Origin of the sequence: Priestia sp. YIM B13489 (assembly GCF_042787645.1) — a bacterium.
Classification (GTDB): domain Bacteria; phylum Bacillota; class Bacilli; order Bacillales; family Bacillaceae_H; genus Priestia; species Priestia megaterium.
Map to the genome: position 1 here is coordinate 4,426,475 of NZ_JBHZOQ010000053.1, position 22,591 is coordinate 4,449,065.

Annotated in this window: 23 protein-coding genes and 1 riboswitch; of the genes, 9 read left to right on the forward strand and 14 right to left on the reverse strand. The window is 39.3% G+C overall.

What is annotated here, in order from left to right; all coding sequences use genetic code 11:
- Position 1: 1 nt before the first annotated feature.
- The gene (locus ACFX4W_RS28640; protein ID WP_043980631.1) at positions 2–1,786 is read left to right on the forward strand and encodes an ABC transporter ATP-binding protein; all 1,785 of its coding nucleotides are present in this window, start codon (positions 2–4) and stop codon (positions 1,784–1,786) included.
- A 334-nt stretch (positions 1,787–2,120) separates the two neighbouring features.
- Here ACFX4W_RS28640 and ACFX4W_RS28645 read toward each other — a convergent pair whose 3' ends face one another.
- Positions 2,121–3,104, reverse strand: a complete 984-nt coding sequence (locus ACFX4W_RS28645) for a zinc-binding dehydrogenase (protein WP_043980173.1) — start codon at positions 3,102–3,104, stop codon at positions 2,121–2,123.
- Between the two features lie 163 nt (positions 3,105–3,267).
- On the opposite strand from ACFX4W_RS28645, the gene ACFX4W_RS28650 reads away from it, so the two are divergent.
- The gene (locus ACFX4W_RS28650; RefSeq protein ID WP_034668472.1) at positions 3,268–3,615 is read left to right on the forward strand and encodes a winged helix-turn-helix transcriptional regulator; all 348 of its coding nucleotides are present in this window, start codon (positions 3,268–3,270) and stop codon (positions 3,613–3,615) included.
- A gap of 215 nt (positions 3,616–3,830) precedes the next feature.
- On the forward strand, positions 3,831–5,165 hold the full coding sequence (rpoN, locus tag ACFX4W_RS28655) for an RNA polymerase factor sigma-54 (RefSeq protein WP_043980184.1): 1,335 nt from the start codon (positions 3,831–3,833) through the stop codon (positions 5,163–5,165).
- Positions 5,166–5,222: 57 nt separating this feature from the next.
- On the opposite strand, the gene ACFX4W_RS28660 is transcribed toward rpoN, so the two are convergent.
- From ACFX4W_RS28660 to ACFX4W_RS28670, 3 genes are all read right to left on the reverse strand, one after another.
- Positions 5,223–6,074, reverse strand: a complete 852-nt coding sequence (locus ACFX4W_RS28660; protein WP_043980186.1) for a class I SAM-dependent methyltransferase — start codon at positions 6,072–6,074, stop codon at positions 5,223–5,225.
- Between the two features lie 97 nt (positions 6,075–6,171).
- A complete protein-coding gene (locus tag ACFX4W_RS28665) occupies positions 6,172–8,505 on the reverse strand; it encodes a YhgE/Pip domain-containing protein (protein WP_043980187.1) in 2,334 nt (777 codons plus the stop codon).
- Between the two features lie 187 nt (positions 8,506–8,692).
- On the reverse strand, positions 8,693–9,178 hold the full coding sequence (locus tag ACFX4W_RS28670) for a GNAT family N-acetyltransferase (protein ID WP_078081507.1): 486 nt from the start codon (positions 9,176–9,178) through the stop codon (positions 8,693–8,695).
- Positions 9,179–9,356: 178 nt separating this feature from the next.
- Between ACFX4W_RS28670 and ACFX4W_RS28675 the strand changes: the two genes are divergently transcribed.
- The 3 genes from ACFX4W_RS28675 to ACFX4W_RS28685 are packed head-to-tail and all read left to right on the forward strand — an operon-like array spanning position 9,357 to position 11,752.
- Positions 9,357–9,584, forward strand: a complete 228-nt coding sequence (locus ACFX4W_RS28675) for a FeoA family protein (protein WP_025749730.1) — start codon at positions 9,357–9,359, stop codon at positions 9,582–9,584.
- Positions 9,581–11,551: a ferrous iron transport protein B gene (gene feoB, locus ACFX4W_RS28680; protein ID WP_043980190.1), complete on the forward strand. Its 1,971-nt coding sequence runs from the start codon at positions 9,581–9,583 to the stop codon at positions 11,549–11,551. Before ACFX4W_RS28675 ends, feoB begins: the two co-directional genes overlap by 4 nt.
- A 15-nt stretch (positions 11,552–11,566) precedes the next feature.
- A complete protein-coding gene (locus ACFX4W_RS28685) occupies positions 11,567–11,752 on the forward strand; it encodes a FeoB-associated Cys-rich membrane protein (protein ID WP_013081918.1) in 186 nt (61 codons plus the stop codon).
- A 43-nt stretch (positions 11,753–11,795) separates the two neighbouring features.
- Here ACFX4W_RS28685 and ACFX4W_RS28690 read toward each other — a convergent pair whose 3' ends face one another.
- A complete protein-coding gene (locus ACFX4W_RS28690; protein ID WP_013055602.1) occupies positions 11,796–12,119 on the reverse strand; it encodes a DUF3243 domain-containing protein in 324 nt (107 codons plus the stop codon).
- Between the two features lie 16 nt (positions 12,120–12,135).
- Complete coding sequence (locus tag ACFX4W_RS28695) at positions 12,136–12,717, reverse strand: hypothetical protein (RefSeq protein ID WP_043980198.1); 582 nt, start codon at positions 12,715–12,717, stop codon at positions 12,136–12,138.
- A gap of 252 nt (positions 12,718–12,969) precedes the next feature.
- Between ACFX4W_RS28695 and hxlR the strand changes: the two genes are divergently transcribed.
- The 3 genes from hxlR to hxlB all read left to right on the forward strand — a co-directional run bounded on the left by hxlR (position 12,970) and on the right by hxlB (position 14,801).
- On the forward strand, positions 12,970–13,335 hold the full coding sequence (gene hxlR / locus ACFX4W_RS28700; RefSeq protein WP_013055600.1) for a transcriptional activator HxlR: 366 nt from the start codon (positions 12,970–12,972) through the stop codon (positions 13,333–13,335).
- Positions 13,336–13,603: 268 nt separating this feature from the next.
- A complete protein-coding gene (gene hxlA, locus ACFX4W_RS28705) occupies positions 13,604–14,233 on the forward strand; it encodes a 3-hexulose-6-phosphate synthase (RefSeq protein WP_013055599.1) in 630 nt (209 codons plus the stop codon).
- 10 nt (positions 14,234–14,243) lie between these two features.
- On the forward strand, positions 14,244–14,801 hold the full coding sequence (gene hxlB, locus ACFX4W_RS28710) for a 6-phospho-3-hexuloisomerase (protein ID WP_013055598.1): 558 nt from the start codon (positions 14,244–14,246) through the stop codon (positions 14,799–14,801).
- A gap of 112 nt (positions 14,802–14,913) precedes the next feature.
- Here the strand turns inward: hxlB and ACFX4W_RS28715 are convergent, their stop codons facing one another.
- The 8 genes from ACFX4W_RS28715 to ACFX4W_RS28750 all read right to left on the reverse strand — a co-directional run bounded on the left by ACFX4W_RS28715 (position 14,914) and on the right by ACFX4W_RS28750 (position 22,505).
- On the reverse strand, positions 14,914–15,159 hold the full coding sequence (locus tag ACFX4W_RS28715) for a ferredoxin (RefSeq protein ID WP_043980201.1): 246 nt from the start codon (positions 15,157–15,159) through the stop codon (positions 14,914–14,916).
- Positions 15,160–15,245: 86 nt separating this feature from the next.
- The gene (locus tag ACFX4W_RS28720; protein ID WP_043980204.1) at positions 15,246–16,256 is read right to left on the reverse strand and encodes an ABC transporter substrate-binding protein; all 1,011 of its coding nucleotides are present in this window, start codon (positions 16,254–16,256) and stop codon (positions 15,246–15,248) included.
- Positions 16,253–16,996: an ABC transporter permease gene (locus ACFX4W_RS28725; RefSeq protein WP_043980206.1), complete on the reverse strand. Its 744-nt coding sequence runs from the start codon at positions 16,994–16,996 to the stop codon at positions 16,253–16,255. Before ACFX4W_RS28725 ends, ACFX4W_RS28720 begins: the two co-directional genes overlap by 4 nt.
- The gene (locus ACFX4W_RS28730; RefSeq protein ID WP_043980208.1) at positions 16,993–17,757 is read right to left on the reverse strand and encodes an ABC transporter ATP-binding protein; all 765 of its coding nucleotides are present in this window, start codon (positions 17,755–17,757) and stop codon (positions 16,993–16,995) included. The genes ACFX4W_RS28725 and ACFX4W_RS28730 overlap by 4 nt, the downstream gene beginning before the upstream one ends.
- Positions 17,750–18,421: a thiaminase II gene (gene tenA / locus ACFX4W_RS28735; protein ID WP_043980210.1), complete on the reverse strand. Its 672-nt coding sequence runs from the start codon at positions 18,419–18,421 to the stop codon at positions 17,750–17,752. Before tenA ends, ACFX4W_RS28730 begins: the two co-directional genes overlap by 8 nt.
- 5 nt (positions 18,422–18,426) lie before the next feature.
- A complete protein-coding gene (locus tag ACFX4W_RS28740) occupies positions 18,427–19,704 on the reverse strand; it encodes an acetylornithine deacetylase (protein WP_043980211.1) in 1,278 nt (425 codons plus the stop codon).
- Between the two features lie 114 nt (positions 19,705–19,818).
- A riboswitch (TPP riboswitch) is annotated at positions 19,819–19,921 on the reverse strand.
- A gap of 215 nt (positions 19,922–20,136) precedes the next feature.
- On the reverse strand, positions 20,137–21,147 hold the full coding sequence (locus ACFX4W_RS28745; RefSeq protein WP_043980214.1) for a MupG family TIM beta-alpha barrel fold protein: 1,011 nt from the start codon (positions 21,145–21,147) through the stop codon (positions 20,137–20,139).
- A complete protein-coding gene (locus ACFX4W_RS28750) occupies positions 21,144–22,505 on the reverse strand; it encodes a PTS transporter subunit EIIC (RefSeq protein WP_025749740.1) in 1,362 nt (453 codons plus the stop codon). The genes ACFX4W_RS28745 and ACFX4W_RS28750 overlap by 4 nt, the downstream gene beginning before the upstream one ends.
- Between the last annotated feature and the right edge of the window lie 86 nt (positions 22,506–22,591).

A 22,591-nucleotide genomic window follows, 5' to 3' on the forward strand; every position in this document is an offset into this window, starting at 1 on the left:
AATGAGCTCTATTCGCGGCCCTAGAGGAATGATGAAAGGCCCTGTAGTTAAGCCAAAAAATGCGAAAAAAACACTGTACAGAATCTGGTCATATATGGGGAAACGAAAACCTCCGCTTGCGGCTGCGATAATCTTAGTTATTGTGACTTCCCTGCTTAATTTATTAGGCCCTTATTTAATTGGAGTTATTATTGATGAGCATATTATCCCTAAAGATATCAGCGGAACGATACGAATGTCCCTTATTCTTGCAGGAATTTATATTACGACATCTTTGTTAACATGGCTGCAAACCTATTTAATGGTGAACGTTTCGTTTACGACTATTGGAATGCTTCGACAAGATTTATTTGCAAAGCTTCAGACTCTCTCCCTTCGCTTTTTTGACAAACGAGCTCACGGAGAGTTAATGAGCAGAGTCACAAATGATATTGATAATCTAAACAGCGCTCTGAGTCAAAGCGTTATTCAGGCTCTGTCCTCTATTTTGTCTTTAGTCGGCATTACCATTGCGATGTTCTCGCTCAACTGGATTCTTGCCATTATCACGCTGATTGTTATTCCCTTGATGGTTATAATCGTTCGACAAATATTAAAACGAAGCAGTGAAAATTTTGTCAAACGCCAAAAAGACTTAGGTGAGCTAAACGGCTTTGTAGAAGAAGCAATCTCTGGAGGAGAAGTTGTTACGCTTTTTAGTAAAGAAAAAGACTTTTTAACTGTTTTTAATGAACGAAATGAACAGCTGAGAAGTTCAGCAACAAAAGCGGAAACATTTTCAGGCTTTTTAGGTCCTGTCACAAACTTTATTAACAACTTAGGCTTAGCACTAGTGATCGGAGCGGGCGCATTTATGGCTGTTCAAGGTAGCGTTACAGTTGGGATGATCGCTTCATTTGTTAACTACTCACGTCAGTTCTCTCGCCCAATCAGTCAAATGGCAAACTTAGTAAACACCATTCTTTCGGCTATTGCCGGCGCAGAGCGCGTGTTTGCGATTATGGATGAGCAGCCGGACGTCACAAACAAGCCAAACGCTCTTTCTGTTACAAAATTTGCAGGAGACGTTGCTTTTGAGAACGTATCATTTGGCTATAACGATGAAAAAATGATTTTAAAAAATGTTACACTGACAGCAAAAAAAGGTGAAATGGTTGCTTTGGTCGGTCCCACAGGTTCTGGTAAAACAACCATCATTAACTTGCTCACACGATTTTATGACATCTCAAACGGAGACATTAAAATTGACGGACGTTCCATCAGTGACTATAACATCCATGATTTACGAAACCGAATCGGCATTGTTCTTCAAGATACCTATTTATTTTCCGGTACGATTGCGGATAACATTCGATTTGGCCGGTTAGATGCCAGCGACGAAGAAGTGAAAAGCGCAGCTAAAATGGCCAATGCTCATTCGTTTATCAAACATTTGCCGCAGCAATACAATACCGCGATTTCAGCTGGCGGAGGAAATTTAAGTGAAGGTCAAAAGCAGCTTTTATCGATTGCTCGAGCCATGCTTTCTGACTGTGATATTTTAATTTTAGACGAAGCTACTTCCAACATTGATACAAAAACAGAAATTGATATTCAACGAGGAATGAGTAATCTATTAAAAGGAAAAACAAGCTTTGTCATTGCCCACCGCCTTAAAACGATTGAAAATGCAGATCAAATTCTTGTCTTAAAAGACGGACAAATTATTGAAGAAGGAAATCATCGCGAGCTGCTAGAAAAACAAGGGTTTTATCACCAACTCTATACGCAGCAGTTTACGATTTAAAAGAGGTAAAATAAAAAGTCTGTTAGTTTAAAGAAGGTCTGAACGAGTAATCGTTCGGACCTTTTCATTGTGCTGGTAAACGTAGGGTTCATCTAGTTAGCTGCTTCTAGCTGTTGATTGGAGGGCAAAGCGAAGACTCTTGCGGGAACAGCGGAAGGGATGAGACCCCCAGGAGCGCAAGCAACGAGGAGGCTCATCAGCCGGCCGCGGAAAGCGAAGCCTTGCACGGAAATCAACAGCGGTGTAATAAATGGTCGATACGAGCTCCTTTATTCCATTTGTTTGTCTTTAGATTGAATTGATGTAGTTATGTCTCAATCTCTTTTTCGTTCTATCATTTATCTATTACAGCTACAATTTTCCCTTTTACTCGACGAGTCGCCAGTTCATCTAATGCTGCTGGCACTTCTTCTAGTGAAATGACTTTTTCCACGAGTGCATTTAGCGTATTTTCTTGTAAAAGCAAAAGCATTTTATTTCCCATCTCAGCAAGTTTTTGCTGTTCTTTTACGTTATTAGACTGATGTACACTCCCTAATGCAACTTGATGAAACGATAGTGGGTGCGCAAACGAAATCGCATCGTTTACATTAGGCGGTCCTGCGATGAATGCAATTTGACCATTAAAAGCAAGAGCCTTTACCGACTCGTCTGCATTGTCTCGTCCAACGGTATCCAAGACTAAATCTACACCGATTCCATCGGTAAGCTCCAGCACTTTTTTCACAAAGTCTTCTTTACGGTAGTCGATTACATAATCAGCACCTAAACTTTTTACAAACTCATGATTGGCAGAAGATGCGGTTGTGAGCACTGTAAGGCCTGCATTTTTGGCAAGCTGAATGGTAAATCCTCCAACCCCTCCAGCACCTGCGTGAATTAAAATTGTTTGTCCTTTTGAAGCGTTCATTTTGTGAAACAATGCTTGATATGCTGTATATCCCGCACATGGAATAGCCGCAGCGTCTTCGAATGAAACCCCTTGCGGAATAAGAGAAACTGTGTGGGCTGTTGTCACTCCGTATTGTGCAAACCCGCCTTTTTTTGATAAATCGCTATGATATACAACGCGGTCTCCGACTTTGACAGCTGTGACTTCTTCTCCCACTTCCTCGACAACGCCCGCTGAATCAAGTCCTAATACGTGAGGATATGTCCAACTAGGATTACCGCTGTTTCCTGTTTTATAATCTACAGGGTTCAAAGCAGTAGCTTTAATTTTAACTAAAATTTCACCTTTAGCTGGATGTGGCTTTTGGATATTTCCGACTTTCATCTCACTTACTTTCCCTTTGCCTTCTAGCAGTAAAGCTTTCATCAAGATCTCCCCTTTTACATTTCTTCCTTCAATTAAAAGTTCTTTTTCAGTATAATAAATACATGTTGTTTACAAAAGACGGCACTTTCATGTAACCAGGTACCTTCCCGGTAACCTAGGTCTATGGATATTAAATTATTATATCCATATTTCATATCTGTTTATGAATGGAGGATTAACGGTGAAAGCACCCCACTATAATGTACCTGTTGAAGCAACGCTTGAAGTAATCGGCGGGAAATGGAAAGTCGTTATTTTATGCTTATTAAAAGAAGGTGAAAAACGTTTTAGTGAACTTCAGCGAGCTATGCCTGCTATTACCAAAAAAATGCTGTCTCAACAGCTAAAAGAATTAGAAAAAGACGGTGTGGTTAATAGAAAAGTATACAATGAAGTTCCTCCTAAAGTAGAGTACTCACTCAGTGAAGAAGGCGAAACCTTACGAGAAATTTTAAATATGATGTGCGCATGGGGAGATAGAAGAATGGGAAACACCCCAAATTGCAGCTAAGTTCTCCTAGCGGCTCTGTTAAAACAAACGAATAGCTATTGCCAGGAGCTATTCGTTTTTGTTTTATCTATTCTCCTACTCTTTCTTGCAATTAGCCCCTGTGTAAGAACATCTGACAACACTATAGAATTCTTTCGCATTTTCAGCTATGATGATGTCGAACGATGCAGCCAGAATTGTCGAAATAAAACTCAAGAATGATAGGTGATTCAATGATGCAATTAGGTTTAGATTTATCCCAAAAACAACTATTAAAATTGGCCATGACACCTGAATTACGTCAGTCTATCAACATTTTAAATTATTCTACGGCCGATTTAGTTCATTATCTTCATCAGCAAGTCAATGAAAATCCTGTGATTAAACTGTCTGCTGGCGACTCTCAGCAAAAAGATTCATTTGATACTCGAGAACAGCGTTCATATTCAAAAGGTTATACCGATGACGATTATAATCCGTTTAATTATATATCTGATCAAACTGTGACATTAGAGAGTCATTTATTAGAGCAGCTGTCTATGCTAAATCATTTACACTCACACCAAAAACACATCGTTCAATTTCTAATTGGAAACTTAAATAAAAACGGCTTTTTAGCAATTGAGCCAAAATTGGCAGCCGAACTGCTGAATGTTTCAATTAACGAAGTCAACGATATGATTCACGTTTTACAAAGCTTTGATCCGATTGGCGTGGGCGCTCAAAATTTTGTCGATTCACTACTTATTCAAATTAAGGCCAAAAAGTCAAAGCCTCCTCTTTTATACGACGTGGTAAAACACGATATTGAAGATATTGCTAACAAAAAATATCGGAACATTTCAAAAAAATACTCTATTTCGATGCGTGAAGTACAAGAAATTGTTGACTGCTTGCGGACATTAAATCCTCGTCCAGCAGGAGATTTCCACGTCCCGCTTACAAAGTACATCTCGCCTGATGTAACGGTACAAAAAGTTGACGGCCGCTATCATGTTATTCTTCATAGCGAGCTGCTTCCGCCCATCGAAATTAACGGCACCTATCAAAAGCTGGTTCATCGCTCTGCATGCGTAACAACCGATCGATACGTACAGGAAAAAATTCATGAAGCTACTTGGCTAATCAATAGTATTGAGCAGCGTAATGCGACGATTTACAACGTGTCCAAAGCCATTGTGGAACATCAGCAAGATTTTTTTGAAATGGGTATTTCGGGGCTAAAGCCGCTTAACTTAAAAGATATTGCTCAAAAAATAGACTGTCACGAATCAACGGTAAGTCGTGCGACTAACGGAAAGTATATTCAAACGCCACGCGGGCTGTTTGAGTTAAAATACTTTTTCACCAATTCTTTAGAGCGAACTGATGGCGAACAAAGCAATTCTACTGCCTTTATAAAAGAAAAAATCAAAACATTAATTGCCGAAGAAAATAAATTAAAACCTCTTTCAGATCAAAAGCTCATGTCTCTTCTTTCCAGCGAAGGAATTCAGATTTCAAGAAGAACAGTAGCTAAATACCGTGAAGAAGCAGGAATTGAAAGTTCTTCTAAGCGGCGACGATTTTAATATTGCTTATTCTAAATTACAGCTTTATCCCTACTAAAAAGAACCCGTTGATTTTACTCAACGGGTTCTTTTTATCGGTTTCCAATAAATAAAAGCCATATGATATTGATACGTATATTCATATGTGCCATTTATTTTCTTTACATGCTGTAAAATAATCTTCTCAGTTTCTAACTTGTCAATATCTTTAGAAAGCACCTTTGTCGAGTTCTTCTTGATGAGATCTTCGTACGTCTCATAAGTTACCGTTTTGGTTATAGGAACCAGCTTACAATCTGCGTAAATACCCAGTTCATATAAAATATTTAGTAAGTCAATATATTCCTTACGGCGCCATTTAATCTCGTACCCAAGCTTTCTATGTAACTCTACGTAGTGAGGCTTTTCTGGACCCGTTGACATGCCTATAACCGCCAAACGATTAGCCGAATCGTTCATATTTAAGAGACCATCGACAATATTATGCATACGGTAAAAACAGTTTATTCCTACTACGGCATCGTAGTTATCTGTTAGACGCTCATACTCCCATTTACCTTCTATGAACTTTAGATTAGAGCGGGCATCTGATTGCGTTTGTAAGTAGCGAATAATGCTTGGCGAACAATCCATACACGTAAGTTCTTTTACATAATCAGCAATCGAAAACGTATAATTTCCCCAGCCAGGGCCAATTTCCATAACAGAGTCATTTGGATTCAAAAAAGCAAGAAGTTCTTGTTGAAGCTGTTTTACTACAGGGTCATTTACTGAATTAAAAGACATTTTCTCTAAATACTGCTGCCAAAATTCATCTTCAGCTCGGTCGTTTATCATCCGTTCCGATATTGAACCGTCCCATTCTTTCAGCCCTTCCTGCCACTTTTTTACACGATCACTTTCATATACCGAAAATTTTGTAAGCTGCATGCATTCACGTTCCCCTCTTTTATACGTAAACCTATACTATCATAAAGAAAAAGAGAGTTCCTTTTTAAACTGGAACTCTCTTTTTATATTAGTTAAATTATGCTGCTGCCTCTTCCTCTGTGTGATGCTTCTCTTTTCTGGCATTGATATAAAACATTATCAATGAAAGAGTGATGAAGATTGCTGCAAAGATTCCAAGTACGCCAGCCTGATGCCATACATAGCCGAAATCATCACCAATTGAGATGATTTCACGGAAACCGCGAATTGCATAGGTCATAGGCAAGTACGGATTAATTGCCTGGAAGAATTCCGGCACAAGTGCTTTAGGGAATGTACCTGCACTGCCGCCAATTTGAAGCAGCAGAATAATGAAGGCTAAATACTGCCCTACTTTTCCTAACCCTGTTGTTAAGAACAAGATAAGTGTAAAGAACGTCACACCTGTAATCATGGTAAAGATATAGAAGTGCCAAATGCTTGTTACGTTTAAATGCAAGCCCCATAGAAGAGCTGTAACAGCAATCGCTGCCTGCAGCATACCTACAATAGTGATGACACTAAACTTACTTAAGAACCACGAAATGCCTGATGTCGGTCGAATTGATGGCTCTTTCATTGGATATACCGCTGAGAACATTAACGTTCCCGCAAACAAGCCAATACATAAGATGTATGGAGCTAATCCGACACCGTACTTATCTACGTTGTTTTGTTTATCTGATTTTAAATCCGTTGGATTTGAAAACATGCTATATGTTTTATCATCCGCTTTAACATCTTTTGCATCTTTTGCACCATCTGCTAAAGATGAATGAAGCTCGCTTGTTCCATCTGATAATTTAGATGAACCATCATATAGTTTGGACGAACCATTTGTTAACTCTTTAGAACCATTTGCTAATTTGGTTGCCCCGTTTTCTAGCTGTGTTAAACCATTTGCTAGCGCTGCGCTTCCTTGTTCAGACTTCTTAAGTCCATCCACAATTTGCTGCTGCCCGTCAGCAAGCTTTCCAGCTCCTGTATGAGCGTCAGCAATACCGCTGTTTAGCTCTGCAAATTTGCTGTTGAACTGCTTTTCTCCGTCTGCTAGTTTAACAGCACCATTATATACTTTCGTTTGTCCATCGTACAGCTGACTTTGTCCATCAGCAATTTTATTAATAGCGCTTTGAATATCTTCTCCGCCTTTAGAAAGCTTTTGAAGCGCTGCTGATAATTCTTGCACTTTATCTACTTTTGCTTTTAGCTGCTCTGCTTTTTGCTGCTGTTCATCCATAAACTGCTGAGACGTCAGCTTTTTAATTCCTGCAATCAGCGTTTGTTTTTGCTCATCAGGAATGGACTCATTGCTGTTAATGCTGTCAATGAGAGCTTGCTGCTGCTGTTCAAACTCTGCTTTTTTTGAATCGACCTGCTGTTTAATCTGCGTAATTTCCTGTTCCGCTTGATTAATTTGCTGCGTAACGCTGCTCACTTCAGCGTCCACTTGATTTAAGCCGCTTGTGAACTGCGGAAGCTTTCCTTGAAGTGTCTGCGTTCCATCATTAAGCTGTTTGGTTGCACTTTGTAACTTTGACAATCCATCTCGAACACCAACAGCTCCAGTTTCTAATTGACTAGAAGCGCTATATAATTGACTGCTTCCACTCTCTAGCTTCCCTAAACCGCTGTTTAGGCTGCCTAAGTTTTCATTAATTGTGTCCGCACCGTTTAGGAGCTTAGCTGCACCTGCATTTAAATCTGTTGCTCCTTTTCGTGCATCCGTTAACCCACTTGCCAATTTAGCTGTACCGTCTTCGAATGTAACCGTGCTGTCTGCTAATTTTTTCATGTTATCTCGCAGCGTTTTTGAGCCATTTTCGAGCTCTCCTGCACCGTCACTTGCTTTTTGAAGACCGTCCGCTACTTGCTTAAAGCTGTCAAATACCGTTTCAGCATACTGCTTTGTGACTGCTTCTTTAATCTGATCATTGATTTTAGCCACTGCATTTGAGCTAATTTGAGCGCCTGAATAGTTCTTTCCGGCATTTGTATGATAGATAAATTTCATTTTTTTAGGATCTTTATCCATTAATGTTGTTGCATTTTTGGAGAAATTCTTTGGAATTTCTAAAACTAAATAGTAGTCCTCATTTTTTAGGCCTTCTAACGCTTTTTCTTTGTTCGTAAATTTCCAGTCAAATTTATCATTTTTCTTTAAATCATCAACAAAATCACGACCGACATTCAATTTCTTTCCATCTAACGTAGCACCTTTATCTTCATTTACCACTGCAACTGGAATTTGATCTGTTTTTCCATATGGATCCCAGTAAGCAGATAAAAAGATGACATTATAAAGTAATGGAACAAATAACAATCCGCAAATCACAACAATAGTCATTGGTTTGGAAAAGATTTTTTTCCATTCTCCTTTAATCATATTCATGTTTTTTAGCCTCCAATAATCCTTACTTCCGCCTGACTGTTTGACCGAAAAACATTTTCGGTCATTAAGTTCTGATTAATGTTACCATATTCACAAGAATAAGGTCAATCGTTATTCTGTAATTAAAAGCTGATTTTAGCAGAAAGTTTAAAATCAGCTTTTTTAAGATAACGTTCATGCTATAGGCTTAAATCATTAACTTCATCCGCATCGTTTTTAACAAGTGCCCTTCAAATTCATCATCAAATTCATCCACGAGCTGGAAACCTTTTGATTGATAAAAAGCACGGCCTATTCCGTTTTCCCTTTCTACGTTAATGTAAACGATTTTTAATTCCTTCGAGCGCTTCATTCCTTTTTCTAACAATTGCGAACCGATTCCTTTTCCTTGATAAGCAGGAAGTATATAGATAGATCCTAGTTCTATTTCCCCTCTGTTTTGTAGTCGGAAAAAGTTAGCGTACCCTACGATTTTCTCATCAATAGTTGCTACATAAATGAACGAATTGCGCAAGCGCCACAGCAGCCTTTTATTGGAGTATGCTTCTGAAAGAAACCGATTCTGAACGCTTCTAGGAATAATCCCTTCATATGTATCATACCAGCTCATCTTTGCGACGTATTGAACAGACGTAATATCTTCTTTTCTCATTTTGCGAATGATTACCTCCACTCACATCCCTCCTGACAATTTGCTGCTAAAATCGTACATAATTTCACCTGAAAAATATAGTTATAAATATATATTTTTAATTGTAACGCTCTAGAAGCATTGATTGATTTTAGAACCTTATGTATAATCGAGATAGATACAAATTGAAAATGATTATCATTAACAGGAGTGCTGAATGATGAATTTAACTACCGTGAGTATTGGCGACAAAGTAAAAGTTAAAAACATTGAATTTTTAGATAGATCATTAGAACGCCGCCTTCTTTCTTTTGGAGTAAAAAAAGGCTGCGAACTGTGCATGAAGCAAAAAACCATCTTAGGGGGACCTTGTATTATTGAATGTCAAGGTCAAATGATTAGCATCCGAAAACGCGATGCGGCTAAAATTGAGGTTGAGACAGCATGAGTACAATTGCACTTTTAGGAAATCCAAACACAGGAAAAACTTCTTTATTCAATATATTAACAGATTCCTATGAATACGTAGGAAATTGGAGCGGTGTAACCGTTGAAAAGAAAGTTGGGTCTATTAAAAAGCAAAACAGCCAGCTGGTTGATTTGCCGGGTGTGTATGATTTTACTCCTCTTTCTTCAGATGAAGCAGTGGTAACTAACTTTTTGTTAACCGGAGAATTTAACAGTATGCTGAATATTGTAGACGCTTCTCAGTTTGAAAGAAGCATGCACCTCACTATTCAAGCATTGGAATATGGAAAGCCATTAGTAATCGGCTTAAATATGATTGATGTAGCGGAAAAACGTGGATTAACTTTTCATTTGGAAAAGCTTAGCAAATCATTACATATTCCGGTTTCTGCAATTATTGCCCGCAATGGAAAAGGAATTAATGAGCTTCTCTCCACTTTGAAGCAAGATTTAAAAGCCCCTTCATTTCAATTAAATTACGGGGAAACCGCTGAACAAGCAATTCATATGATTCAAACAAAAGCGGATGTCAGCAGATGGATTGCCATTCAATTTTTAGCGGAAAATAGCGTAATCGAATCAACATTAAAAGAAAAAACGAGTTACTCAGAGCTGCTTGAGCTTCGAAAAGCGGCTGCACAAAAATTAACCAAGCCGCTTAGCGAGCATTTCTTCGACGTGCGTACAGCATTTATTGAACGCATTTCCAGCGAGTGTATCATAAAGGGCAGCGAAACACCTCTAACCTTCACAGATCGAATCGATCGAATTGTGACGCATAAGTGGCTTGGTCTCCCTATTTTTCTTGGCTTAATGTATTTGATTTTTAATATTACGTTTACTTGGATTGGCGTTCCTCTTTCTGATAAACTGGACGGTTTTTTTGGCGGAACGCTTAGTAAAGGCGCTGATTCTCTTCTAACTGCAGCTGGTGCCGCTCCATTTATTCATGATTTAATTGTGGACGGCATCATCGCAGGCGTAGGCGGCGTACTAGTATTTGTACCACAAATTTTTGTCCTGTTCTTTTTCATTTCACTGCTTGAAGATTCAGGATACATGGCTCGAATTGCTGTAGTAATGGATCGTATCATGGAATTTTTCGGTTTGAACGGAAAAGCATTTATTCCGATGATTATTAGCTTTGGATGTAACGTACCAGGGATCATGGCCGCGCGTACAATTGAACAGCGAAAAGAGCGCCTTATGACCATTTTAGTAAATCCATTTATGAGCTGCTCAGCACGCCTTCCTGTATACGCTTTGTTTGTAGGTGCGTTTTTTGTACAAAACGGAGCAGCTGTGGTGTTTTCTATGTACTTGCTTGGCATTATTTTAGCACTTGTTGTAACGAAAATTTTATCAGTAACGCTTCTTAAAGACGAACAATCAACTTTTATTGTTGAACTTCCTCCTTACCGCGTACCTCAAGCCAAGACTCTTTGGAGAAGCACGTGGGAAAAAGGCCGAAATTTCGTCCGAAAAGCAGGTACGGTTATTTTAGCTGGCTCTGTATTTATCTGGCTATCATCTTACGCTGGCCCTGGCGGTTTTGGAGTAGATATGGAAAATAGCTTTATGGCTATTATTGGAGGTGCTATCGCTCCGCTATTTATCCCTTTAGGTTTTGCGACATGGCAAGCTGTAGCATCACTGATTACAGGCTTCCTAGCAAAAGAAGTGGTTGTTTCGACTATGAGCATCATTTATAAAGTACAAGAAGGACAGCTTGGCGACACAATGAAGACATTCTTTACACCGCTAACAGCCTATACGTTTATGGTGTTTGTTCTTCTTTATGTTCCGTGTCTAGCAACCGTCGCTGTTATTCGACGAGAAACCGGCTCATTGAAATGGACAGCATTTGCTGTGGCCTACCCTTTGGTTGTCGCTTATCTCGTAGCTTTGCTTGTACACACTATTGGAAAAGTACTTGGTTTTTCTTAAAAGGAGTGAATAACATTGATTATTAACATTTTAATTGGGGTTTTGATATTTGGATATGCTCTTTATCATATGACAAAATTCTTCCGCAAGAGTACTCAGGGAAAATGTGCAAGCTGCGCACAGCAATCTTCTTGTGCAACGGATGATTGCGGTATTGACTGGGATAAAACGATTCAAGAGGCTCAAAATCAATCATCTTAATACATTAAAAAAGCATCCTGATAGATGGGATGCTTTTTTAATGTTACGCAACTAGTTTTAAAATGAGATGAGAAAGGACTTCCTTTTCCTCTTCACTGCTGACTTTCCATAACTCATGAAGGACTTTTTCTTCTCGGTTTCGAGGCTCCTCATTTTTGGCTAAATAGCTAGCCACTTTTTTTGTAGCGGCCGTTAATTGTTCCTCACTTAACCCGAGCTTTTTACCGACATGAACTTTTTGACTTAAATAATCGGTAAACGTATCAAAGTTCTGCAAAATTGCTTCTTTTTTCTCCGTCCCTAAATTATCTGCCGTTTCTTCAATTTTATTCATGTCTTTTGTAGTTCCTTCATTCATTTGACTCACAGTTAACATCTCCCTTTTAGTGAATAGACTGGTATGTTCTTTCACGCTCAGCTTCTGGTTTTTCGTCTGGCGTCATCTTTTCCTTACTTATTTCAGAAGTTGCATCTTTCACTTTTTCACCAATTTGCTGTAAATCACTTTTAGCATCTTCTACCGTCGATTTTGCATCATGCGTAACGCTTTTCACATCTTCTGCTTGCTTAAAGAAATCTTCATTTACACGCTCGTACAAATGTTTAGCATCATTAATTGCATCTTTTAAAAGATTCGATGCGTTTTTCATTTGCTGCACCATTTTTTCTTTTGTTTCTTGAGGGTTCTCTTTTACTTGATTAATCATGTTTGCAGAAGAGTCCTTTAATGTAACGGCTCTTCTTTTAACAGATGAGCGAGTTTTATTATCAAGTAATGTTATACATCCACCCACAACTGCCCCGACAACAACACCTTTTACTAGCTTGCTGCTACAGCTTTTTCCAGTGCTAACAGCAGTAGTGCTATTAGCTGTCTGTGGATTATTATTGATTCCTACGTCGTTATTAATGCCTGCGCTGTTGCTTAAAGCAGGGTTTTGTAATTCAGATCGGCTTCTTTCCATTTTTACTGCCTCCTTTAGCATTGTTATTGAGTGATTTCCCATCTTTTTTTATATTTAAACAATTGAACACAAAAAACATGACTAAAGGCCACCTTTTTGCTCCCACTAGTCAAGAATAACTATGTATTAAAAAAGCTCCCCTTTTTTAACGGAAAAGCGCAAGCCGGATTTTTGTAAAAGGATTGTCAGCACCGGTATAATAAGAAGTACTTTAAAATAAATTTTATACTATTGGTCATAGGGGTGAAGCAATTGAGCCAGCTTAATAAGGAATTTAACTGTGAAAAAGAATTAACGCTTGCTATTATCGGTGGGAAATGGAAGATGCTGATACTATGGCACTTAGGACGTGAAGGAACAAAACGGTTCGGGGAACTAAAATCGCTTATTCCTGATATTACGCCGCGTATGCTGGTTAACCAGCTGCGGGAACTGGAAGAAGATCTAATTGTTAACCGTAAAGTTTATCCTGTCGTACCACCTAAAGTCGAATACTCACTTACAAAAGAAGGAGAAAGTTTAATGCCCATTTTGACAGCCATGTATGATTGGGGTAAAAATTACCGTGATACAGTGCTGATCAATCAAGAACAAAAGGCGGAAACGTTGATTAAATGATGGAAACTACTCCTTCTATTCCATAGTTTTTATTTTTTTATGCGGATGATGTTACTCAACATCATCCGCATTTTTAATAAAGATTAAGCGGTTACAAGACTGATATGTCCATTAGTATACTTCTGTATACTATCATTCCCCACACTATTTGTGGGAAAAGTGCGTACTTTTAAGAACCTCAAACTGCGGGTACAATAACTACACCAGCTGCTTTATATGTAAAAAAGCACAAAAGGTATTTATACATTTCTGTAAGGAGTGGAGTAGAATGGAATTACAATTAGCATTAGATCTTGTTAATATCTCTCAAGCAAAAGAGGTAGTAAAAGAAGTTGAAGAACATATTGATATCGTGGAAATCGGTACGCCCGTTGTAATCAATGAAGGGCTTCGCGCCGTTAAAGAAATTAAAGAAGCATTTCCTAATTTAAAAGTATTAGCTGACCTAAAAATTATGGATGCAGCTGGCTATGAAGTACAGCAAGCTTCTCAAGCTGGAGCAGACATCATTACCATCTTAGGTGTTGCTGAAGATATGTCAATTAAAGGTGCAGTTGAAGAAGCCAAAAAACAAGGTAAAAAAATTCTAGTCGATATGATTGGGGTAAAAGATATTAAAGGACGCGCAAAAGAGCTAGACGAATTTGGCGTTGACTATATCTGTGTACACACAGGATACGACCTTCAAGCTGTTGGTCAAAACTCTTTTGAAGATTTAGTAACAATCAAAAGCGTTGTAAAAAATGCAAAAACAGCCGTTGCTGGCGGAATTAAATTAGAATCTTTACCTGAAGTAGTAAAAGCACAGCCTGATCTTGTTATCGTTGGCGGAGGAATCACGAGCCAAGACGATAAAAAATCAGTTGCTTCTCAAATGAAAGAGCTTATTACAAATTAAGGAGCTTTCTATGCAGACGAGCGAACATTTAAAAACAGTTATGAATGAGCTTTTACAAACAACAGCTCTAATCGCTGATGATGAAGCTGAGCAGCTTGTAAATGGCATCATCTCATCTAAAAAAGTGTTTGTCACTGGAGCAGGCCGTTCAGGTCTTATGGGCAAGTCGTTTGCTATGCGTATGATGCATATGGGCATTGATGCTTATGTCATTGGAGAAACCGTGACGTCCACTTTCACGCAGGATGATTTATTAATCATCGGATCAGGTTCTGGGGAGACGAAGAGCTTGATTCCTATCGCTCAAAAAGCAAAAGAACTTGGAGGAAAAGTTGGAGTAGTCACAATTTCTCCCGACTCCACGCTTGGCAAGCTGGCTGACTTTATCGTGAAGCTGCCTGGTGCTCCTAAGGATCAAGAACAAAGCAGTTATCAAACAGTACAGCCTATGGCATCATTGTTTGAACAAACGCTTCTTCTCTTTTACGATGCGCTGATTCTTCGCTTCATGGAGAAGAAAGAACTTGATACCCATACAATGTACGGAAAGCATGCAAATTTAGAATAAAAAAAGGTCTTGCTCTAGGCAAGACCTTTTTTGTTTTGAAACTTTCTATTTCACCAAATATTTATTTATCGCATAACTAAATGTACTTTATCGTTAACTTTTTTCAAAAACCCTATTCGAATTTTGTTGCATCTCCATAAAAGGGCTGCTCTGCAACTTTAATCGAGTCTGTTGGGCATCCTTCGTACGCTTCCATCATCTCATCTTGCTGATGTTCAGGAACCTCTTTTATTCCTTCGTTGTTATCTAACACAGCATAAGCAAGACCTTCTGAATCATAATCATAAAGATCTGGTGCGCTCCCTCCACATGCTCCGCAAGCAATACATGTTTCCTTATCTACCATCGTAAAAGCCATAAAAAAACCTCCTTTACCTTTTCACTTTCTCTTTCAGAAAGTTACGTTCAGTATAAGAAGGTTCTTTTAAATTCGTCTTAAATTATTTACTTAGATTCTCCGATATTCTCAAACATTTCATCTACATTTGGCTTTTTCTTAATTAATCCTGACTCTTTTAACCAGTCCACATTTGACTGCCATGATTCTTTCGTTTGACTGCCAAATCCGTGTTCAGACTTCATTTTCGGAAGTAAAATATTTAAACTTTTTGTTTCCACGTCTTTTTCAAGAGGGAAGTTTGATTTATCTTGGTTATCTAATAGAATTTGAAGTGATTCTTTTGGATGCTTCTCTGTGTACTCATATCCTTTTGTCGCGGCACGCCAAAACGCTTTAATCGTATCAGAATCTTTTGCCCATGTTTGATCCCCAGTAACTGCCACTAGCTCATAGTAAGATGGTACGCCGTAATCCGAAGGATCAATGTCAACCGTTTTGTATCCTTTTTTGTGAAGCAATGGTACTTCATGATTAATATATGCCCCTATTACGGCATCTACTTTTTTACTAATCAGCGATGAATTTAACTCAAATCCTACGTCTACTAGTTTGACTTTATTCGGATCTCCTCCATCGCTTTTCACCATTTTCTTTAGAACAGATTCACTTAATGGTGTTCCGCTGTAGCCTACTACTTTTCCTTCTAAATCTTTAGGACGCTTAATACCGCTATCTTTCAGCGCCACAACTCGGTTCAACGGAGACCTTACGATTGCTCCTACCGACTTTACCGGCACATCTTCATTTGCTCGTGCCATTGCTACATCAGGCTGATAATAAAGGCCGAGCGTAACTTTCCCCGCAGCTGCTAAATTAAGCGAGTCTGTTGGATTAGCAGGAAACTGTACTTTTACATTCAGCCCTTCTTTTTTGAAATATCCTTTTTCTTGTGCAGCGTAAATGAAGCTGTGCACTGCATTTGGATACCAATCAAGCATAATTGTAACGTCTTTTAATTCTTTACTGTCACCAGCTTTATTTTCCTTGTTCTGACCACAAGCAGCGAGCATCAAAACAAGCATCAGGCTTAAGCCAATTACAAACCATTTTTTCATTCTGTTTTCCTCCACTTTAATGAACGTTTTTCAAAACCTACTACAATAATAAAGAATAAAATACCAAGCGCAGATAAAATTACAATTGGTGCAAATACACCAGCTGCATCAAACTGTGTCATCATACGACGACTGAAATATCCTAAGCCTGCTTGTGCACCTAACCATTCGCCAATGGCAGCACCTATTATACTAAAGGTAACCGCTACTTTGAGCCCTGAATAAAAATGAGGCAGTGCAGAAGGAATGTTCAACTTAAAGAAAATATCTTTTTTTGTTGCTCCCATCGTTAACATGAGTTCTTTTAACTCTTTGTTTGTGGAACGAAGCCCGTCAAACGTGCTAACGGTAATGGGAAAAAACGTAATTAATACGGTCACAATCACTTTGCTCCAAATAGAGTAGCCAAACCAGAGAACAAATACAGGAGCAATGGCAATGGTCGGAATCATTTGTGACGCAATAATAAGCGGATAGAAAGCACGCTCAATAAGCGAGCTCCAATTCATCCACACGGCCAGCAGAACCCCTAGCACAACGGATATAACCAGCCCAATTATGACAATAGATAACGTAGCTGGTAAATGCTTAAACAATAAATCCATTCGCAAATCCCAAAGCTTCGTTAAAATACCGGTGGGCGTTGGTAAAATAAACGGATAGTTTACAATGCGTGCTCCAATTTCCCAAGCAGCCAGTAAAATGACTACTAATATCACTGAAGCTCCGTACTTTTTCATGTGTTCACCTTCGATCTAAGCTGTTCAATTAAATAATCTTTTACGTCAAGCACACGCTGTTGATTCAAATCTTTTTGCGTTCGAGGTCTGCTAAGCGGCACTTGAATCTCTTCAAGATGACTTACCGGCTTGTCTGAAAAGATAAAAATACGATCTGATAAAAAAAGCGCTTCGTTTACGTCATGAGTGATAAATAAGATGGTGTGCTTACGCTTTTGCCATTGTTCAAGCAGCCATTCTTGCATCGACAAACGCGTAATGGCATCAAGCGCACTGAAAGGCTCATCTAAAAGCAGTACGTTAGAACCGCTTAATACCGTTCGCAGAAAAGAAACACGCTGCTTCATTCCTCCAGATAAATCACTTGGAAAACGATTTTCATACCCTTTTAAACCAAACTCTTCGAGCAGCTGAGATACTTGCCTATGAGCACTTGCTTTTGACACATTGTGAAGCTCAAGCGGCAGCGCTGCATTGTCTAAAATCGTACGCCACGGAAGAAGCAAATCTTGCTGCGGCATGTAGCCTACTTTTCCAAGCCGCTTTTCATAAGACTGTTCGTTAATCACGATATCGCCTTCACTCTGCTGTTCAAGACCTGTAATGAGACGAAACAACGTACTTTTCCCAGAACCGCTCGCTCCAACGATACTGACAAACTCGCCTTCTTTCACGTCTAAGTTTAATGATGTTAAAATCGGTTGATCACCGTTTTTGTACGTAAAACTGACGTTTTGAAAAGATAACACAGACTTATTCATGAATTGGCCACATCGCTTCGTTATAAGCCATATCCCAGAACATATACTCAAAACGCGTTGTATTTAAGAAAATTTCTTCGAGCTTTTCTAACTCCGCTTCTGATTTGTCTGCAGTAAGTGAGTCGAATAAATTAATACACCATGTCGCTAGTTCTCCAAATTCTTCTGAGCTGTACATTTCAATCCACTCACGATAAAACTCATTGTTAGCTCCAGGCTTTTCACTGAGTTCTTTTCCTATTTCCCAATAGCTCCACATACAAGGCAAAAGAGCCGCCACTAATTCAGCTAATGTTCCGCTTTGACCAACGTGCAGCATATAGTGTGTGTATGCAAGCGTTGTAGGAGATGGCTGCGCTTTTTCTAATTCTTTTTCGCTGATTTCAAATTTCTTGGCATACTCACGGTGCAGGCTCATTTCTTCGTTTAATGTAGAATCCAAAAGTGCAGCAAATTTCCCCATCGTTTGAACATCAGTAGCTTTCATGGCTCCAATCGCAAATAATTTGGCATAATCAATTAGGTAAAGGTAATCTTGAATCATGTAAAAGCGAAACTTCTCCTTTTCAAGCGTTCCGTCTCCCATTCCCTGTACAAAGGGATGATTATGATTTTGACGCCAAATAGGCTGCAGCTTTTCGTATAATCGTTCACTAAATTTCATGATGATCACTCCTTATGCGTATGCAGCCACGTATAAATGAACTGCACCATCACTTTTGTATATTGAATAAGCTGATTCATATCTAATTGTTCATTCACAGCATGTGCATTTGCTAAATTTCCCGGACCGTAAATAGCTGCCGGAATTCCCGCATCAGCTAGCCAACCGCCATCTGTTACGCTAGTTGACACATCGATTGGGGGCTTTTTCCCTTCAATTTGTTCATGAGTATTTGCAAGCAGCTGTACTCCAGCATGATTTTCATCAATTTCTAATGACGGGAAGATTTCTCCTCTGTCTTCAATCATTGATGTGCCTCCCCATTCAAAGGTTGGCAGGTTATCTTTTAACCATGGATCTGCTTTTGCAATAGCTAAAATGTATTCTTCCACTTCTTTTGATACTTGGTCGTATGATTCATTGGGATAATAGTGAACGGTGATCCACAGCCTGCATTCATCTGCAATAAACGCAGCATGCCTTCCCCCTTCGATTACTGCTGGATTAATCGTATTTGTTCCCGGCAAAAATCCTGGATAGCTTTTTGTAACAGCCCAGTGGCGCTCCAATTCTTGCAGCCCTCCGATCACTTTTGCCATCTTCTCAATAGCACTCGCAGCTAACAGACCTCCTCCAGCATGAATCATACTTCGGCGTGTACCGTCATGATAGGTTTTACTGCTTTTTATCGTAATCCATCCCGTGATCACTCCGCCTTGACCTTGAATATGTAAATCACTCGTATCAGCAACAAGCGCAAAGTCAGCTGTATATCCTTTCTGACAGCATTGCAGCGTACCTGCCTCTCCCACTTCTTCTCCTACAACGGATTCAAAAATCAAGTCTCCCGGCAGTTCGATTCCTGCTTCTGTTAAAAGCTGGACTGCAAATAATGCTCCTGCCAAGCCGCCTTTCATATCAGCAACTCCGCGTCCGATTATCATGTTGTCTTTTACCACAGCTTCAAACGGATTTGTCTCCCACTTTTCATTTTCTTGTACCTCAGCTACATCCATATGCCCGTTAATAATTAAGCTTTGATAGTCAGCTGATTTTTTCCCTTTTAGCGTGCCCACTACAATAGGATCGTTGCAATATAAATCCCACATATCGATGGAAAAACCGCAGCTTTTAAGGAAATCTGCTACGTAACGCTGCGCTTCATGAGAATTTCGTGCAGGAGGCGCCGGCGTTTTATATGAAACAAGCGTTTTTACTAACTGGATTAGCTCCCCTTTGCGCTCCTCTACCTGTTTGACAATCAAATCAATTGTTTCTTCCATGTATGACACCTTCCTTTACGCATAAAAAAACACTTCTTTCGCAGGAAAGAAGTGTTTTTGTTTATATACAAAAAATTATTATAACGAGTTCGTAAGGAAATACCATACAAAACATCCATTACAATACCTCTTTCCTACGCTAGTATTACCTAGTTCAGGTTATAAGGGTTAAGACTTCTCGTCTCTCTCAGCTTAGAAAGCACCCCTAGTGGCGTTGTATCTCTATAAAATTAAACGATTATCATATGTTTACCTGTAATAGTTTTATCATAGTAAAGCGTTTTATTCAATAGAAAGGTTCATGATTCAGCAATGAAAATAGTTTCCTTTTTAGTAAAATAAAAAGCACACACCTTTTTTAAGCAGTGTGTGCTCTTTACTTTTATAAGCTTACTAGTTAGCGGCTTTTTTAAAAATACGCGGTTTTTCCATTTAGACAGTGACAAGCTCAAGTTTTTGCCCCGGTCTCACTAACGAAAGCAGCTCATGATCTTCTTCTATTACATACCCAATCACATTCACATTAGCATTTGCAGGCAAATTCGTTTTAGCTATTTGAACCTCTCCTCTGTAACGTCCGTAGCCATCATTGTCCATTGTAATTGCTCCCATTCTGCGCTCTACTGTATGAAATGGCGGCACTGGTTTTACAGATCGAGTATCAACTAAACGCAGAACGTCTTTTGATACATCCGGACGCACGCTGTACGTTCCCTCTATATGAGGTGAACGAATGCGCAGCGGAATAATACGGCTTTCTTGATATTGAACCAAACGCTTTAATAAACTTGAACCGGCGCATGGATCTCCAATATAAACCTCTGCTACTCCGCATCCGTATAAATCTACTGCAGAGGTAAAAGGACATCTATTACGGTCTGTTTCTCTAGTAGGAAGACCTTGATAAATAGGGCCTCTTTTTTCGTCTTCTCCAGGAATATAAGCGCAGACTGGAATCCGAAGTTCATTAAATAAATCTGTCTGCTGTTGAAAAAACGTTTCTTCAAGCCCTGTTTCAGGCCGCGGATAAAAATTATGCCATGCAAGCAGCTGATGATGATGAAGACCTGCAGATAAGAGTGCTTCAATTTCTTGTTTGGATAACGTACTTGCATTAACAGCAATATAAAATTCATTCGCAAGCGAAAGAGTTTCTTCTGCGCTAAAGCCATCGTCTAGTCTAATACCAGATACGCCAAGTGAAGATAGCGACATAAGGCTTTCAATACCTAAATGAACTGGCGTATGCTTAGATACGTCTGCATACACGCTTATTCCACAATCTCTAGCCACATGAAGCAAGTCTTTTGCCCGTTCAGCCAAATCTCCTTTTTCTTCTGGAATGTGAAGCGAAGTGAATGCACGTGTGACGCCGCACTCACTCGCTTCTATTAATTTTTCGGGGGCATCACTATCATTTAAATAAAACGAAATACCGATCATTCAAACTCCCTCGCCATTTCATCGTTAAATCCAAAGAAATAGGTACAAACAAAGCCTGCTGCATAAGCAACAACTAATCCAAGTAAATAAAGAAGAATTTGATGCGCATGAACTAAAAACGTAAGCGGTAAACCTGATACCCCCACCGCTACAGTTGCAATATGAAAGTGCGCCTGAAATGCTCCGCCGATTCCAGCTCCGAGACAAGCGGTTAAGAATGGACGCCCTAAAGGAAGTGTGACTCCAAAAATAAGCGGCTCTCCGATTCCAAGCAGCCCTGAAGGAAGAGCGCCTCCAATTGCTCGCTTTAAACGTTTTTTCTTCGTTTTGATATAAATAGCAAAAGCGGCACCTACCTGACCGGCTCCGCCCATTGCTAGTATAGGAAGAAGCGGATCATCTCCAATTGAATTGATAAGCTCTAAATGAACAGGAGTAAGACCTTGATGCAGTCCTGTAATGACAAGCGGCAAGAACGTTGCTCCTAAAACAAAGCCTGCTACAACTCCTCCAACCTCTAAAACTCCTAAAAGGCCTTTTGTGATTCCATCTGAAATCAAACCTCCGATTGGCATGAACACTACATACGTAATAATGCCTGTAATTAACACCGTAACGGTCGGTGTAATAATAATATCCAGTGACTGAGGGACAAATTTACGCACTCGTTTTTCCACTACGGCCATAAAGATTGCTGCAAGCAATACGCCTATTAAGCCGCCCCGTCCCGGCAAAAGTGCTTCACCAAAAAGTTTAATATCAGCTACGGCAGGATTAATGACTAAAATACCGGCTAAGCCTCCTAGAGCCGGCGAACCACCAAATTCTTTTGCCGCATTAATACCTACTAAAATACCAAGATAAGCAAATAAACCGCTTCCGATAACGGTTAAAAGAATAGCAATCTGTGAATCTGCCGGAAGCCACTTCGCTTGAACAGCTGCTTTTGTCACTCCGGTGATAAGTCCAGATGCTACAAGAGCAGGTATTAACGGAATAAAAATACTCGCAATTCGGCGAAGCAAGAGCTTAAACGGAGTTGCATTTTTTTCTTTCAGCTCTGATTTCCGCTGAGCCGCACGATTTTCTAAATTAATACCGCCAGATTCATCAATTAACTTTCCAAATTCCTCTGTTACTTTGTTTACTTTTCCAGGACCAATAATGATTTGCAGCGTTTCTTCTTCAACTAATCCAAGTACGCCTTCAAGCTTTCGTATATCTGCCTTTTTTACAATTGAATCATCTTTTACAGTCACGCGCAGCCGAGTCATACAATGCGTATACGCTTCAATATTTGATGCTCCCCCAAGCATCTCCAAAATAACCTTTGCTAATTGATGATTATCTACAGACATGTTAATCCCCCTTTGTATTTTCCTCTTAGATGGACACGGTACTGAGGAAACAGACCACAAAATCCCCTTTTGTAATCGTTTTCTTT

Coding starts and splice junctions, on each gene's coding strand:
- feoB (WP_043980190.1), top strand. CDS start 9,581: ATGAGTACAATTGCACTTTTAGGAAATCCAAACACAGGAAAAACTTCT.
- ACFX4W_RS28660 (WP_043980186.1), bottom strand. CDS start 6,074: ATGCAGCTTACAAAATTTTCGGTATATGAAAGTGATCGTGTAAAAAAG.
- ACFX4W_RS28730 (WP_043980208.1), bottom strand. CDS start 17,757: ATGAATAAGTCTGTGTTATCTTTTCAAAACGTCAGTTTTACGTACAAA.
- hxlA (WP_013055599.1), top strand. CDS start 13,604: ATGGAATTACAATTAGCATTAGATCTTGTTAATATCTCTCAAGCAAAA.
- ACFX4W_RS28650 (WP_034668472.1), top strand. CDS start 3,268: ATGAATGGAGGATTAACGGTGAAAGCACCCCACTATAATGTACCTGTT.
- ACFX4W_RS28645 (WP_043980173.1), bottom strand. CDS start 3,104: ATGAAAGCTTTACTGCTAGAAGGCAAAGGGAAAGTAAGTGAGATGAAA.
- ACFX4W_RS28745 (WP_043980214.1), bottom strand. CDS start 21,147: ATGATCGGTATTTCGTTTTATTTAAATGATAGTGATGCCCCCGAAAAA.
- ACFX4W_RS28740 (WP_043980211.1), bottom strand. CDS start 19,704: ATGGAAGAAACAATTGATTTGATTGTCAAACAGGTAGAGGAGCGCAAA.
- ACFX4W_RS28720 (WP_043980204.1), bottom strand. CDS start 16,256: ATGAAAAAATGGTTTGTAATTGGCTTAAGCCTGATGCTTGTTTTGATG.
- ACFX4W_RS28725 (WP_043980206.1), bottom strand. CDS start 16,996: ATGAAAAAGTACGGAGCTTCAGTGATATTAGTAGTCATTTTACTGGCT.
- ACFX4W_RS28715 (WP_043980201.1), bottom strand. CDS start 15,159: ATGGCTTTTACGATGGTAGATAAGGAAACATGTATTGCTTGCGGAGCA.
- hxlB (WP_013055598.1), top strand. CDS start 14,244: ATGCAGACGAGCGAACATTTAAAAACAGTTATGAATGAGCTTTTACAA.
- ACFX4W_RS28675 (WP_025749730.1), top strand. CDS start 9,357: ATGAATTTAACTACCGTGAGTATTGGCGACAAAGTAAAAGTTAAAAAC.
- tenA (WP_043980210.1), bottom strand. CDS start 18,421: ATGAAATTTAGTGAACGATTATACGAAAAGCTGCAGCCTATTTGGCGT.
- ACFX4W_RS28665 (WP_043980187.1), bottom strand. CDS start 8,505: ATGAATATGATTAAAGGAGAATGGAAAAAAATCTTTTCCAAACCAATG.
- ACFX4W_RS28695 (WP_043980198.1), bottom strand. CDS start 12,717: ATGGAAAGAAGCCGATCTGAATTACAAAACCCTGCTTTAAGCAACAGC.
- ACFX4W_RS28750 (WP_025749740.1), bottom strand. CDS start 22,505: ATGTCTGTAGATAATCATCAATTAGCAAAGGTTATTTTGGAGATGCTT.
- rpoN (WP_043980184.1), top strand. CDS start 3,831: ATGCAATTAGGTTTAGATTTATCCCAAAAACAACTATTAAAATTGGCC.
- ACFX4W_RS28640 (WP_043980631.1), top strand. CDS start 2: ATGAGCTCTATTCGCGGCCCTAGAGGAATGATGAAAGGCCCTGTAGTT.